Annotated in this window: 19 protein-coding genes; 11 read left to right on the forward strand and 8 right to left on the reverse strand. The window is 70.3% G+C overall.

The features are described 5' to 3' along the window. Both Q0C81_RS08420 and Q0C81_RS08425 read left to right on the forward strand, forming a co-directional pair. A partial coding sequence (locus Q0C81_RS08420; protein WP_291836387.1) for an alpha/beta hydrolase occupies positions 1-436 on the forward strand: 436 nt, incomplete at its 5' end. Positions 437-519: 83 nt separating this feature from the next. Beyond that, positions 520-720 (forward strand): hypothetical protein, encoded by a 201-nt coding sequence (locus Q0C81_RS08425; protein ID WP_291836389.1) that lies wholly within the window; start codon positions 520-522, stop codon positions 718-720. A gap of 71 nt (positions 721-791) precedes the next feature. On the opposite strand, the gene maiA is transcribed toward Q0C81_RS08425, so the two are convergent. Then, positions 792-1,424 (reverse strand): maleylacetoacetate isomerase, encoded by a 633-nt coding sequence (gene maiA / locus Q0C81_RS08430; RefSeq protein ID WP_291836391.1) that lies wholly within the window; start codon positions 1,422-1,424, stop codon positions 792-794. Beyond that, a complete protein-coding gene (locus tag Q0C81_RS08435; RefSeq protein WP_291836393.1) occupies positions 1,421-2,071 on the reverse strand; it encodes a fumarylacetoacetate hydrolase family protein in 651 nt (216 codons plus the stop codon). The genes maiA and Q0C81_RS08435 overlap by 4 nt, the downstream gene beginning before the upstream one ends. 228 nt (positions 2,072-2,299) lie before the next feature. Here Q0C81_RS08435 and Q0C81_RS08440 point away from each other — a divergent pair, with 228 nt between their 5' ends. The 4 genes from Q0C81_RS08440 to greA all read left to right on the forward strand — a co-directional run bounded on the left by Q0C81_RS08440 (position 2,300) and on the right by greA (position 3,918). Further along, positions 2,300-2,680: a DUF883 domain-containing protein gene (locus tag Q0C81_RS08440; RefSeq protein WP_291836396.1), complete on the forward strand. Its 381-nt coding sequence runs from the start codon at positions 2,300-2,302 to the stop codon at positions 2,678-2,680. Further along, positions 2,680-3,084, forward strand: a complete 405-nt coding sequence (locus Q0C81_RS08445; protein WP_291836399.1) for a hypothetical protein — start codon at positions 2,680-2,682, stop codon at positions 3,082-3,084. Before Q0C81_RS08440 ends, Q0C81_RS08445 begins: the two co-directional genes overlap by 1 nt. Before the next feature lie 89 nt (positions 3,085-3,173). Beyond that, positions 3,174-3,338: a DUF1328 family protein gene (locus tag Q0C81_RS08450; RefSeq protein WP_291836402.1), complete on the forward strand. Its 165-nt coding sequence runs from the start codon at positions 3,174-3,176 to the stop codon at positions 3,336-3,338. A 103-nt stretch (positions 3,339-3,441) separates the two neighbouring features. Next, positions 3,442-3,918 carry a transcription elongation factor GreA gene (gene greA, locus Q0C81_RS08455; RefSeq protein WP_291836404.1) on the forward strand — a complete coding sequence of 159 codons (477 nt, stop codon included), beginning with the start codon at positions 3,442-3,444 and terminating at the stop codon, positions 3,916-3,918. A 21-nt stretch (positions 3,919-3,939) separates the two neighbouring features. On the opposite strand, the gene Q0C81_RS08460 is transcribed toward greA, so the two are convergent. Further along, a complete protein-coding gene (locus Q0C81_RS08460) occupies positions 3,940-4,722 on the reverse strand; it encodes an SDR family oxidoreductase (RefSeq protein WP_291836435.1) in 783 nt (260 codons plus the stop codon). A 14-nt stretch (positions 4,723-4,736) separates the two neighbouring features. Next, the gene (locus tag Q0C81_RS08465; protein WP_291836407.1) at positions 4,737-5,036 is read right to left on the reverse strand and encodes a 4a-hydroxytetrahydrobiopterin dehydratase; all 300 of its coding nucleotides are present in this window, start codon (positions 5,034-5,036) and stop codon (positions 4,737-4,739) included. 78 nt (positions 5,037-5,114) lie between these two features. Here Q0C81_RS08465 and Q0C81_RS08470 point away from each other — a divergent pair, with 78 nt between their 5' ends. The 5 genes from Q0C81_RS08470 (at position 5,115) to Q0C81_RS08490 (ending at position 9,516) form a co-directional block, all read left to right on the forward strand. Next, on the forward strand, positions 5,115-5,861 hold the full coding sequence (locus tag Q0C81_RS08470) for a Crp/Fnr family transcriptional regulator (RefSeq protein WP_291836409.1): 747 nt from the start codon (positions 5,115-5,117) through the stop codon (positions 5,859-5,861). A 63-nt stretch (positions 5,862-5,924) separates the two neighbouring features. After that, complete coding sequence (locus Q0C81_RS08475; RefSeq protein WP_291836414.1) at positions 5,925-6,716, forward strand: class I SAM-dependent methyltransferase; 792 nt, start codon at positions 5,925-5,927, stop codon at positions 6,714-6,716. Then, positions 6,704-8,305, forward strand: coding sequence for a 2-polyprenylphenol 6-hydroxylase (gene ubiB, locus Q0C81_RS08480; RefSeq protein ID WP_291836417.1), 1,602 nt, complete (start codon positions 6,704-6,706; stop codon positions 8,303-8,305). Before Q0C81_RS08475 ends, ubiB begins: the two co-directional genes overlap by 13 nt. 22 nt (positions 8,306-8,327) lie before the next feature. Further along, positions 8,328-8,765 carry a hypothetical protein gene (locus Q0C81_RS08485; RefSeq protein WP_291836419.1) on the forward strand — a complete coding sequence of 146 codons (438 nt, stop codon included), beginning with the start codon at positions 8,328-8,330 and terminating at the stop codon, positions 8,763-8,765. Positions 8,766-8,790: 25 nt separating this feature from the next. Beyond that, entirely contained in the window at positions 8,791-9,516 is a 726-nt protein-coding gene (locus Q0C81_RS08490) for a hypothetical protein (protein ID WP_291836421.1), read from the forward strand. Between the two features lie 19 nt (positions 9,517-9,535). On the opposite strand, the gene Q0C81_RS08495 is transcribed toward Q0C81_RS08490, so the two are convergent. The 4 genes from Q0C81_RS08495 to Q0C81_RS08510 all read right to left on the reverse strand — a co-directional run. Next, a complete protein-coding gene (locus tag Q0C81_RS08495; RefSeq protein ID WP_291836424.1) occupies positions 9,536-10,093 on the reverse strand; it encodes a hypothetical protein in 558 nt (185 codons plus the stop codon). An 88-nt stretch (positions 10,094-10,181) separates the two neighbouring features. Continuing rightward, a complete protein-coding gene (gene arfB / locus Q0C81_RS08500) occupies positions 10,182-10,589 on the reverse strand; it encodes an alternative ribosome rescue aminoacyl-tRNA hydrolase ArfB (protein ID WP_291836427.1) in 408 nt (135 codons plus the stop codon). Further along, on the reverse strand, positions 10,586-11,050 hold the full coding sequence (locus Q0C81_RS08505; RefSeq protein ID WP_291836429.1) for a YaiI/YqxD family protein: 465 nt from the start codon (positions 11,048-11,050) through the stop codon (positions 10,586-10,588). The genes arfB and Q0C81_RS08505 overlap by 4 nt, the downstream gene beginning before the upstream one ends. A 160-nt stretch (positions 11,051-11,210) precedes the next feature. Continuing rightward, the coding region (locus Q0C81_RS08510; protein WP_291836432.1) for an amidohydrolase family protein at positions 11,211-12,457 on the reverse strand (1,247 nt) is incomplete at its 5' end.

The following is a 12,457-nucleotide window of genomic DNA, read 5'->3' on the forward strand; positions in this document are numbered from 1 at the left end:
CAGCCCCGAGGCGAAGGTGGACGACGTGCGGCCCATCGCCCAGCTGGCCTATCAGGCGATCCAGTTCCTCGGCGACGAGGCCCTGCGGACGCGCGGCCGCGAGATGGGGGTGGAGCTGGGCGGGGCGACCGACGCCCTGTTCGGGACCATCGGCTGGCAGGGCGGCGACCGGCAGGTGCTGGCCCAGTCCCTGTACGAGGTGATGACCGTCGACCTGCGCCCTCGCCTGCCCCGGATCACCGCGCCGGTGAGCGTGGTCTACGGCTGGAGCGCCGACCAGAACTCGCCGCGGAGCCGCACCGACAGCCTGTTCCGCGGCGCCTACGCCCGCCTGCGCGCGCCGGCGACCTTCGAACGGATCGAGGGCGCCGAGCACATGGTGATGATCGACCGGCCGACGCGGTTCCTGGCGGCGGTGGATCGGTTTCTGGGGTGAGGGGCGTCCGCTTCGACCCATAGCGGAAGCTCAGTCCAGGGCGTAGGCTTCGGCCGTCCCGGGGCCTGAATCGGATTGAAGAGATGGGAAGTTTCCGAAGAGTCTTCGGCATTGTCTGCTTCGTCTATGCCGCCGTCGCGCTCCTATGGTTTTTCAACCTGATCCAGGTCGATGCAAAGGTCGTTGTCGCCGGCTTTCTCGTCATCATCGCCGTCTCTTTCGTCATCGACGCGCTTGTTGCGCGGCAAGAACGAGAGAGATCAGAGGGCGGCGCAAACGACTGAGATCGCGTAGGCCGTCCGCTTTCCACCCATCGCAGACATTCGCAGAGTTCGCTCCGGGCAGCCTTCTCGCCTCAGTCCGCGTCCGGCTGGTTGTCCGGATGGGCCGCCACGAAGGCCGGATGCGCTTTCGCCGCCTCGTCGATCGCCAGCAGGCGCGGGAAGGCGTCGAGCGGGACGTTGAACCTGCTTGCCGAATAGATCTGCGGGATCAGGTAGCAGTCGGCCAGGGTCGGGGCGTCGCCGTAGCACCAGCCGGCGCCGTGACGGGCGACGAGGGCGTCCAGCGCCCCGAAGCCGGGGACGATCCAGCGGGCGGCCCAGGCGTCGACGGCGGCCTGGTCGGCGCCGAAGCTTTCGCGCAAAGCCTTGCCGACGCGAAGATTGTTCAGCGGATGGATGTCGCAGCCGATCAGGGCGGCCATGGCCCGGACATGGGCGCGGCCGACGGGGTCGGACGGCAGCAGGGGCGGCGCTGGATGCGTCTCCTCCAGCCATTCGAGGATGGCGGGGCTCTGGGTCAGGACGGCGCCGTCGATTTCAAGAGCGGGGACCATGCCCTGCGGATTGAGCGCGACATAGGCCGGGTCCTTCTGGGCCCCCGTGCGCAGGTCATGGCCCGCCTGTTCGTAGGCCAGCCCCTTGAGCGCCAGGGCGATGCGGGTGCGGTAGGCGGCGCCCGAGCGCCAGTAGCCGTGCAGGATCATCGTGCCGCCATGGTGAAGGTGAGCGAAGGCAGGCCGCCGATGGTCGCCTCGACCCGGTCGCCGGGCTGGAGCGGACCGACGCCCTCGGGCGTGCCGGTGAAGATGAGGTCGCCGGCGCGGACGTCCCAGAGGGTGCGCGCCTTGGCGAGGATTTCGTCCGGGTTCCAGACCATGTCGTCCAGCCGGCCCGACTGGCGCGTCTCGCCGTTGACCGTCAGGATGATGGGGGCGGCGGGATCCGGCAGGGCGCCGAGGACGAGGGCGGCGCAGGGGGCGGACTGGTCGAAGCCCTTGGCGGCGTCCCAGGGGCGGCCCTTTTCCTTGGCCGCGGCCTGGAGGTCGCGGCGGGTCAGGTCGCAGCCGACCGCCCAGCCGACGATCCCGTCCGGACCGATCGCGCAGACCAGTTCGACCTCGTGGTGCAGGTTGGACGTCGCCGACGGGAAGACCGGGTCGGCGCCGTCCGCGACCACGGCGTCGGCCGGCTTGGAGAAGAAGAACGGCTCGGCCCGCTCATGGCCCATCTCGCGGGCGTGGGCGGCGTAGTTCTGGCCGACGCAGAGGATGCGGCGGACCGGGAAGCGCCCGGCGCGGCCCTGGATCGGGAGGGAGGGGGTGGGGTCGGGGGGGAAGAGCCAGTCGGTCATGGGACTCCGGAGGAGGCAGTAGGCAGTAGGCAGTAGGCAGTAGGCAGTAGGGAGGTAGCGCATCCGAAATGGCCCGGACAGCCTGCCTGAGCGCCATTCCGCTACTGCCTACCGCCTATTCCCTACCGCCTTCGCCATGCTGCATTGCGGGAACCGTCACCGGACAGTGGCGTTCCGGCTCAGGGTTCTCTATTTAACCGTCAAGCTTGACCACACGGAGCGCGCATCATGGCGACGACCAAGGCGGCCCGCGCCGCAGTTAAGAACGATCTGAACACGCTCAAGGACGATCTGAAGATCCTCGGGTCGGAAGAGAAGGCCGCCCTGCGCGAGAAGGCGTCGGCCGCCGACGCCCGCGTCCGCGCCAAGGCCGCCGAGGCCGAGGCCCGCCTGCGCGAACAGGCCGACGTGCTGCGCGAACGCGCCCGCGGCTATTACGACGAGGCCCGCGTGAAGGGCCGCGAATATTACGACGACGCCTCGGAGCGTTTCGACGAGGCCCAGCGCTATCTGACCGAACGGGTTCAGGAGCGTCCGATCCAGTCGACCGCCATCGCCCTGGGCGTGGGCGTCGTGCTCGGCCTGCTGCTCGCCGGTCGCCGCCGCTGATGTTCGGCGGGGGGCTGGCCAGGGGTCTGGTTAAGAAGGCCGTCGCGGCCGCCGCGGCGGCCGGCGCGGCGCTGGTGGCCGTGCTGTTCCTGGGCGTGGCGATCTTCTACGCGCTGTGCCTGATCGTTCCGCCCCTGGCGGCGGCGGCCATCACCTTCCTGCTGTTCGCCTTCATCGCCGCCCTGATCGCCGTGCTGTTCCTGCGCGGCGAAGGCGATGACGAAGAGGAGGAGGAAGAGCCCTCCGGGATCGGCGAACGCGCCTTCATGCTGTTCCGTGAACGGCCGATCCTCGGCACGGTCGCGGCCCTGGCTGGCGGCTGGATTTTCCTGCGAAATCCAGCGCTTGCCAGCATCGTCGCGGCGGCTTTCACCGAGAAATCGCACACCCGCCGCCGCCGCTGAGCGGAACGGCCGGGCTTCCGGAACGTTGATCAGACTGGTGCGGCGTACGAGCCGTTCCGCCTTGAACAACCGCTCTGGAAGGAACGCTCATGCTGCGTTGGGCCCTGATCTTTCTCGTGCTCGCTCTTGTCGCCGGCGCCCTCGGCGCCGGTGGTGTGGCGGGTCTTTCGCTGAACATCGCCTATGTGCTGTTCGTGATCTTCATCATCCTGCTGATCGTGCACTTCATCACCGGCAGGGGACGACGCGTCTAGCGGTCTCGACCGCCGAACATCGAAAGGGCCGTGGTCGTCAGACCACGGCCTTTTTCATGACCGGTGGACCGGAACGGGCGGACCGGCCATACGCTGACGCCCCATGAGCGTCGCCTTCACCCGCGAGGAAGATCTGGAGGCCACGGCCGCCGACCTTCCCGACCGTCCGATCTCCACCCACCCCAACCTCGTCACCCCGGAAGGGCTGGCGCGGATCGAGGCCGCCCTGGCGGACGCGCGCGCGGCCTATGCGACGGCGCAGGCCAGCGGCACGATCGAGACCGACCGCACGCCCATGGCGCGGGCGGCGCGGGACCTGCGCTACTGGTCGGCGCGGCGGGCCACGGCCCAGCTGGTCGAGACCCAAGCGGATGGGCGCGTGCGTTTCGGCGGGTACGTGACGATCGAGCGTGAGGACGGCCGCACCCAGACATGGAAGATCACCGGCGAGGATGAGGCGGACCCGGCGGCGGGCTCGGTCAGCCACGTCTCGCCGCTGGCCCGCGCCCTGATCGGCAAGCGGGTCGGCGACGAGGCCGTGGTGGCCGGCCAGTCGGTCGAGGTGACCGCGGTCGACTGAGGACGGAACGTCCCGGGGACCCTATTGGGCCAGCATGCCGCCGTCGATGACGAACTCGGTCCCGGTGATGAATTTCGACTCGTCCGAGGCCAGGTAGACGACGCAGTAGGCCACGTCGTCCGGCTCGCCGATGCGCTTGAGCGGGATGCCGCGCGCCAGACGCTCGTGCGCCTTGCCCTCGTCGCCGCCGGCCATGGCCACGAAGGGGTCGAGGATCGGGGTCTTGATGAAGACCGGATGGACCGAGTTGGAACGGACGTTCCACTCCATCTTGGCCGCCTCCAGCGCGATGGTCTTGGAATACATCCAGACGCCCGCCTTGGTGGCGTTGTAGGCGCCCATGCCCGGCGCGGCGGCGAGGCCCGCCACCGACGAGATGTTGATGATCGAGGCCGGCGCGTTCTCGCGCAGCAGCGGCATGGCGTGCTTGGTCCCCAGCATGATGGAGCGCAGGTTGATCTCGTACTGGCGCTGCCAGTTCTCGACGGTGTCCTGCTCGACGAAGGCCAGTGGGCCGCCGATGCCGGCGTTGTTGACCAGCACGGACAGCCCCCCCATGGCCGAGGCGGCGGCGGCGATGACCGAGATCCACTGATCCTCTGAGGTCACGTCGTGGGCGAAGGCGAAGGCGCTGCCGGGCGTTTCGGCGTTCACGGCGTCGGCCAGGGCCTGGGCGCCGTCCAGGTTGACGTCGGTGAGGGCGACCTTCGCCCCCTCGCGCGCCAGCATGTGGGCCATGGCCGTTCCCAGCCCGCCCGCGGCGCCGGTGATCAGGATCTTCTTGCCCGAGACGCGTCCGGCCATCGCTTCGTTCCCCATTATTGGGCTCCCATCGCAGCGGCGGCTTCGTCGATGAAGCGGGCCATGTTCACATCGCGCTCTGTCACGCCGCCGGCGTCATGGGTGGTCAGCAGGACCTCCACCCGATTGTAGACATTGGACCATTCCGGATGGTGGTCGACCTTGTCCGCCAGCAGGGCGACGCGGGTCATGAAGCCGAAGGCGGCGTTGAAGTCCGCGAAGGCCAGGGTGCGGGCGATGGCCGGGCGCGGGTCCTGCGCCTTTCGCCAGAGCGGCAGGCCGCCCAGAGCTTCCGCCACGTCAATCTGTTCCGGCATCGTTCCCTCCGTTTTATCCGGCGTATCGCGCCCGGCGCCGCGCCACAAGCGACGGAAGGCAGGAACGAGGCGGTAAGCGTGAGCGTTACCGAGCGTCACTATTCCGAGGCCGACAACATCATGGACAATCTCTGGATCACGGCCCTGCCCGCGGCGGACCGAAAACGCATTGAGCCGCACCTGACCGAACGCCCGTTCACCCAGGGCCAGATGCTGTACGACGCCGGCGAGGCGGTGGACGAGGTGTGGTTCCCGCTGACCGGCGTGGTGTCCCTGATGACCGTGCTGGCCGAGAACCACATGGTCGAGACCGCCGCCATCGGCCGCGAGGGGCTGGTCGGCGTCACCTGCGGGCCGCTGAACGCCCGCGCCTCCAGCCGCGCCATCGCCCAGCTGGAGGGCTCGGCCGCCTGCTGTCCGGCGGACGTCTTCTCCGAGGCGCTGGGCGAGAGCGAGGCCATGCGCGAGGCCCTGTCGCGCTTCACCGAAAGCCTGTTCGCCCAGGTGCAGCAGGCCGCCGCCTGCAACGCCCAGCACCGGCTGGACGAGCGGTTGGCGCGCTGGCTGCTGACCCTGCACGACCGGGCGGGCGGCGACCGGATCCACCTGACCCAGATGGACATCGCCGGGATGCTGGGCGTGCGCCGCGCCACGGTGTCGGAGGTCGGGTCCGAGATCGAGGACAAGGGCCTGATCCGGCGCGGTCGGGGCTGGGTCGAGGTGCTGGACCGGCCGGGCCTCGAGAAGGCGTCCTGCGGCTGCTACGGCCTGATCTCCGGGGTGATGAAGGACCTGGGCGTGCCGAGGCCGAACGCCGCGCATTAAAGACCGCATCCTGCGGCCACACGGACGGATGACGCGGCCCCGGCGAAGCGCTAGACCGCAAGCATGACCGACGCCTCCGAAACCCCGTCCGGCCAAAGTACCGGCAAGACCTCCTCGTTCGGCTTCCGCGACGTGGACGCCAAGGAAAAGGTCCGCATGGTGCGCGGCGTGTTCGACTCCGTGGCGTCGAACTACGACCTGATGAACGACCTGATGAGCGCGGGCGTGCACCGGCTCTGGAAGGACGCGGCGGCGGCGAAGCTGAACCCGCGGCCGGGCGAGACCATCCTGGACGTCGCGGGCGGCACCGGCGACATGTCGCGCCGCTATTCGAAGATGGCCCGGGCGGCCCAGCTGCGGATGGGGGGCGAGGACGCCTCGGTCATCGTGCTGGACTACAACGCCGAGATGATCATGGCCGGGGTCCACAAGGGCGGCGAGCCGGAGATGAGCTGGAGCGTGGGCGACGCCATGGCCCTGCCTCTTCCGGACGCCTCGGTGGACGCCTATTCGATCAGCTTCGGCATCCGCAACGTGGCCGACGTGTCCCAGGCCCTGCGCGAGGCGCGCCGGGTGCTGAAGCCGGGCGGGCGATTCCTCTGCCTGGAGTTCTCGCGCCCCACGGCGGGGCCGATCCGCAAGGCCTATGACGCCTGGTCCTTCCACGCCATTCCGCGCATCGGCGGCTGGGTGGCCAAGGACCGCGACAGCTATCAGTACCTGGTCGAGAGCATCCGCCGCTTCCCGGACCAGCCGACCTTCAAGCGCATGATCGAGGATGCGGGCTTCAGCCGCGTGACGGTGGCCAATCTGTCGGGCGGCGTCGCGGCCATCCATCACGGGTGGGCGATCTGAGCCAGAAGATCGACCCCGGCACGCCTCCGCCGCCGCCGGCCACCGTGCCGGTGCGCGATCCGCTGGGCGCGTCCCTGAGGTTGCTGGGCTGGCTGGGCGTGCTGATCCGCCACGACGCCCTGGCGCCGCGCGAGATCACGCCCCTGCTGCCGGTCTGGGCGCGCTGGATCGCCCATCTGCTGCACCTGTTCGCCGGGCGCGAGAGCCGTGACGGCCGCCCCGGCCAGCGGCTGGGCAAGGCGTTCGAACATCTGGGGCCGGTGGCGATCAAGCTGGGGCAGGTGCTGGCCACCCGCGCCGACATCTTCGGCGTCGAATTCGCCCGCGACCTGGGCCGTCTCAAGGATGCGTTGCCGCCCTTCCCGCTGGATCAGGCGCGGCGCGAGGTCGAGCGGTCGCTGGGCCGTCCGGTCGAGGCCCTGTTCACCGATTTCGCCCCCGCCGTCGCCGCCGCCAGCCTGGCGCAGGCGCACCCGGCCTATCTGGCCGACGGCCGCAAGGTGGCGGTCAAGATTCTGCGCCCCGGGATCGAGCGGCGCGTGGCGCACGGCCTGGACTCCATGCGCCTGGCCGCGAAGCTGTCGGTGCGGTTCGTCCCCCTGTCGCGCCGGCTGCAGCCCTCGGCCTTCGTCGAGACCATCGCCCGCGCCCTGCAGCTGGAACTGGACATGCGGCTGGAGGCGGCGGCGGCCTCGGAGCTGAAGGAGATCATGGCCAAGCCGGATCCGCTGGGCCTGACCGGCCACATGTCGGCGCCGGGCGTGATCTGGGACGGGGTCGGCAAGCGGGTGCTCACGCTGGAATGGGCCCCGGGCATGCCCCTGACCGACCCGGCGGCGGCCCTTCAGCCCGGACTGGACGTCAATGCGCTGGCCGACAATGTGGTGCGCTCCTTCCTGAGCCAGGCGCTGGACCACGGGGCGTTCCACGCCGACCTGCACGAGGGCAATCTGTTCTGCCACGCCCCGGCGGAGCTGACGGCCATCGACTTCGGCATCGTCGGGCGGCTGGGGCCGGCCGAGCGACGCTATCTGGCCGAGATCCTGTGGGGCTTCATCAGCCGCGACTACGACCGCATCGCCCGGGTCCATTTCGAGGCCGGATACGTGCCCAAGGAGCATTCGGTCGAGGCCTTCGCCCAGGCCCTGCGCGCCGTCGGCGAGCCGGTCATCGGCAAGCAGGCGTCGCAGGTCTCGATGGGCCGGCTGCTGGGCCAGCTGTTCGAGATCACCGACCTGTTCGACATGCACCTGCGGCCCGAACTGATCCTGCTGCAGAAGACCATGGTCTCGGTGGAGGGCGTCGCCCGGCGGCTGAACCCTGATCACGACCTGTGGGCCGCCGCCCAGCCGGTGGTCGAGCGCTGGATCCGCCGCGAACTGGGTCCGCAGGCGCAGATCCGCGACGCCGTCGAGGAGTTGCGCGCCACCCTGAAGGCGCTGGCCAGACTGGCGCAAAATCCGCCGCAGACGCAGACTGTGGTCATCCGGGAAACCCGGACGCCGGCCTGGATGATCGTGTGTGTCACCGTTGCAATCTGCGCTTCGGCCGCCGCCCTTGTTCTGTCGCTTTGGCCCGCCATCGTCTGAGCTGATCTTTGGAGACGACCCTATGAAGTTGCTGGTTCTGGCCGCCCTGATCGGTCTCTCTCCCGTCGCCGCCCAGGCCCAGGTGGCCGCGGGCAGCGTGCCCAACACCTTCGACGGGTCCGCCCAGACCCCCGCCCGCGCGCCGGCGCCCATTCCCCCGGTCACCGCGCCCGCGAACCCCAAGGCCGAGGAAACCCTGCGGGCCATCATCGCCGGCGCCCAGAGCGGCGCGATCGACTATGCGCTGATGACCGACGACCTGGCCTCCAAGGTGCGCGAGCAGGAGGCGCAGGTGCTGCCCCTCATCCGCGGCTTCGGCGCGGTGCAGGCGGTCGACTTCGTCGGCAGCCAGGAGGGCGCGGACCTGTTCGCGGTCACCTTCGCCAATGCCGCGACCCAGTGGGTGATCGGCTTCCAGGACGGCAAGGTCGCCGCCCTGCTGTTCCGGCCCGCCCAGTAGACCCTGCCCCTTCGGAGACCTGCCCATGCGTGTGATCCACGTGGGGACGACCGCGCTCGTCCTGTCTCTCACCGCCCTGCTGGGCGCCTGCGCCAGCGACGTGGGGGGACTGGGCGCGCCGGGCGCGGCCAATCCCTTCGGCCCGCAGCCTCCGCCCCGCCCGCCGCTGTTCATCAGCCCGTTCGGCGAGGCCTTCCAGGGCGAGCCCGGCCAGCCCTGGCCGTCGTCTGACTGGTTCACCGGGGCGGACGACAACCTGGACGGCGCGGTGACCTTCGAGGAGTTCGAGGCGGACGGCCGGCGGTTCTTCGCCACCCTGGACACCGACGGGGACGGCCGGCTGAACCAGGACGAGCTGGCGGCCTACGAACGGAGCCTGCGCGGCTTCAGCATGGGCGGCGGACGCCCGGGCGGGCCCGGCGGCCCCCGTGGACCGCGTAGCGGCGGGATGGCCGGCCTGTCCGGCGTGGACACCTCTACAGTGGGCCTCGCGCCCCAGAACGGCGGCACCCGTCGGCCCGCGCCGCGCGGCCGCCCCCAAGGCTACGGCGTGATCGCCGAGGCGGGCTTCTTCAACCTGCCGCAGCCGGTGAAGTCGGCCGACGTCAACATCGACCAGCGCGTCACGGGCGAGGAATGGGCGGCGGCGACGCAGCGCTGGTTCTATTCGCTGGATACCGACCGCGACGGCAAGCTGACCCTGGCCACCCTGCCCCGCACGCCCCTTCAGGTGCAGGCCGAGCGCCGATAAGGCGCCCGGCCGCTCAGGTTCAGGGCTTCTGGTAGACCCGCGCGGAGGCGTAGCAGGGCGCCAGCTTGCATTCGGCCATGGTGATCTTGGCCGTATAGGTCCCGGTCGTCGTGGGCGTGAAGTCCAGGACGGGGAAGTCTCCGCTGTCCGTGTCGGTCTTGATCACCGCGCCGGAGGCGTCCAGCAGGGCCAGGTCCACGACCGTGCAGTCGCCGTCGCAGGAGGCGAAGAGCAGGTAGGGCACGCCCTGCGTCATCGGAACCGTGAAGTTGTGGGACTGGAGCGGCTGCAGGGTGACGACCTGATCCTCGACGCCCGGCACGCGGACGTGGCCCTTGGCGCGCTCGGCGCCGACCTGATCCAGCAGCGAGATTTGCTCGGCGCGCAACGCGGCGCGCTCGTCCGGCGTCATCGAAGCCTGGGGCGTCGTCGCCCGGGCCGCGATCTCCGCGGCGCTCGTGCCGTCCGTCGCCGGACGTTCGGCGGCGGCCGCGGCCTTCTCTTCGGGACTCTGACACGCCGCCAGAGCGAACACGGCGGCCGTTGCGGCGATCAGGGGGAGGGAGGCGAATTTCATGCGGAGGCGCCCTTCTTGAACAGGAGACAGCAGGCCGGTCGATCGACCCAAGCTTCGCCATAACGGGGAAAACCCGCCTCCGGTTCCGTCAGCCGTCGTCCGACCGGGGCCGGCCGCGGCCGCTCTTGATCGAGGACCGCTTCGCCTTGCCGTCCAGGCGCCGCTCCTTCGAGGCGCGGGTGGGGCGCGTCGGCACGCGGTAGACCGGCTTGATCGAGGCCTCGTCCACCAGTCCCTGCAGCCGTTCCAGGGCGTCGGCGCGGTTGCGCTCCTGTGTGCGGAAGCGGACGGCGGTGATCAGGATCTCGCCGTTCAGGGTGGCGCGGCTGCCCGCCAGCTTGATCAGCCGCTCGCGCACCGCATCGGTCAGGGACGGCGAGTTGCGGGCGTCGAAGCGCAGCTGGACGCTGGTCGAGACCTTGTTGACGTTCTGCCCGCCGGGGCCGCCGGAGCGGAAAAAGCGGAACTCCAGCTCGTCCTCGGGAATGACGGTCATGCCAGCGCCCGTTTGGCGACGACCACCGCCCGGTCCAGCGCCTGCAGGAAGGCGGAGCGGTCCTTGGGCCCGAAGGGCGGCGGACCGGAGGTGGCCACGCCCATGGACCGCAGATGCTCGCCCACCATCCGCCCCGCCAGGGCCGAGCCGATGGAGTCGGCGGTGAAGGGCGTGCCGTTGGACTTGATCGCCTGCGCCCCGGCCTGGAGGCAGCGGTCGGCCAACGGGATGTCCTGGGTGACGACGATGTCGCCCTTCGTGGCCCGTTCGGCGATCCAGTCGTCGGCGATATCGGGCCCGGCGTCGACCACGACCTGCTCGATCCACGGATCGCGGCGGGTGTTGATCCAGCCGTTCGAGACCACGAAGACCTTCAGCCCGTAGCGCTCGGCCACGCGATAGACCTCGTCCTTCACCGGGCAGGCGTCGGCGTCGATGAAGATGCGGGGGGCGGCGGTCATGGCGGCATCGTATCTCTCCCTCCCCTTTATGGGGAGGGATGTCGGCGAGAAGCGGCGACAGGGTGGGGAACTGTGCGGCCGCTCATTCATGCGGCCGTTCCCCACCCGTCCTCGCTCCGCTCGGCCACCCTCCCCGGAAGGGGAGGGAGAACCGTTGCGCCTATCGCGTGTAGGCCGGCGGCATCGCCCCCTCGCCGCCGGTGCGGTAGCGGTCGCGCAGCAGGAACTGGCGGCTGGTGGGCGCCTGTTCCTGGCCGTTGACGAAGATGGTCTCGGCGATGCTGAGCGGTTCCAGCGGGTCGCCGGACCAGACGACCACGTCGGCGGCGGCGCCGGCGCGCAGCTCCCCGAACTGGCCCGCCATGCCGAAGATCCTGGCCGGATTGACCGTGATCGCTTCAATGGCGGCATCGTAGGGCAGGCCGTGCGAGACGGCGTTGCCCGCGTTGTAGCGGGTCTCACGCGCGCGGTGGATCGAGCCCTCGTTGCCCTTGATGGCGATGACCACCCCGGCGGCGTCCAGGGCCGCGGCGTTCTGCATCCGCGCGCCGCGCGTCTCCAGATTGCCGGGCAGGTTGGAGATCGGGTTCAGCAGCACGGGCACGCCCGCCGCCGCGATCTGGTCGGCGACCATCCAGCCCTCTTCCGCCCCGTCGAGGATGATCCTGATCCTCTCTTCGCGGGCCAGACGCAGGACCTGCTGGATGTCGGCCGCGCGGCGCACGGTGACGATCAGCGGCATGGTCCCGTCAGCGACCGGGATCAGGGCCTCCAGATCGGCGCGCGACAGGCTGAGGTCGCGGACGGCGCCCCGGTCATAGGCGGCGCGGTTGCGGGCGTAGAGCCGGACCTCGGCCAGGGTTTCGCGGAACTGGGTGAACTCGGCGCCGCGCGCGCCGCCGGCGACGCCGGCTCCGGCCTCGCCGAAGGGCGCGACCTGGGCCACGCGCGGCTTGACCAGGATGTCGTTGCCGGTCCCGAGATGGATGATGGCCGCCTGGCCGGCGAACAGGCTGGGCGACTGGAAGCCGCCGGCGCCGACGCCGGCGAAGTCGCTGTCGTCCTGATGCTCATGCCCGCCCGAGCCGCCCGGATGGTTCGGCACGACGATGGCGCGGGTGATGCCGCCCAGACGGGCGACCGGCAGGGTGAAGGACCAGGGGTCGAGGCCATAGGAGACGTCGAAGGCGGCGCTGATGGTGTTGGCGCCGTTGCTGAGGTCGTCCGAACCGTTGACCGAGGAGATCTCCGAACCGCCGAGGCCGGAATCGACCGCGACGAAGCCGGGGGCGACCACCTTGCCGCGCGCGTCGATGACGCGGGCGCCGGAGGGGGCCGCGCCGGTCCCGACCGAGACGACCCGGCCGTTCTGGATCACGACCGTCCCGGTCTCGATGACGGAGGAGC

It is taken from the genome of Brevundimonas sp. (genome assembly GCF_023259385.1).
GTDB lineage: Bacteria > Pseudomonadota > Alphaproteobacteria > Caulobacterales > Caulobacteraceae > Brevundimonas.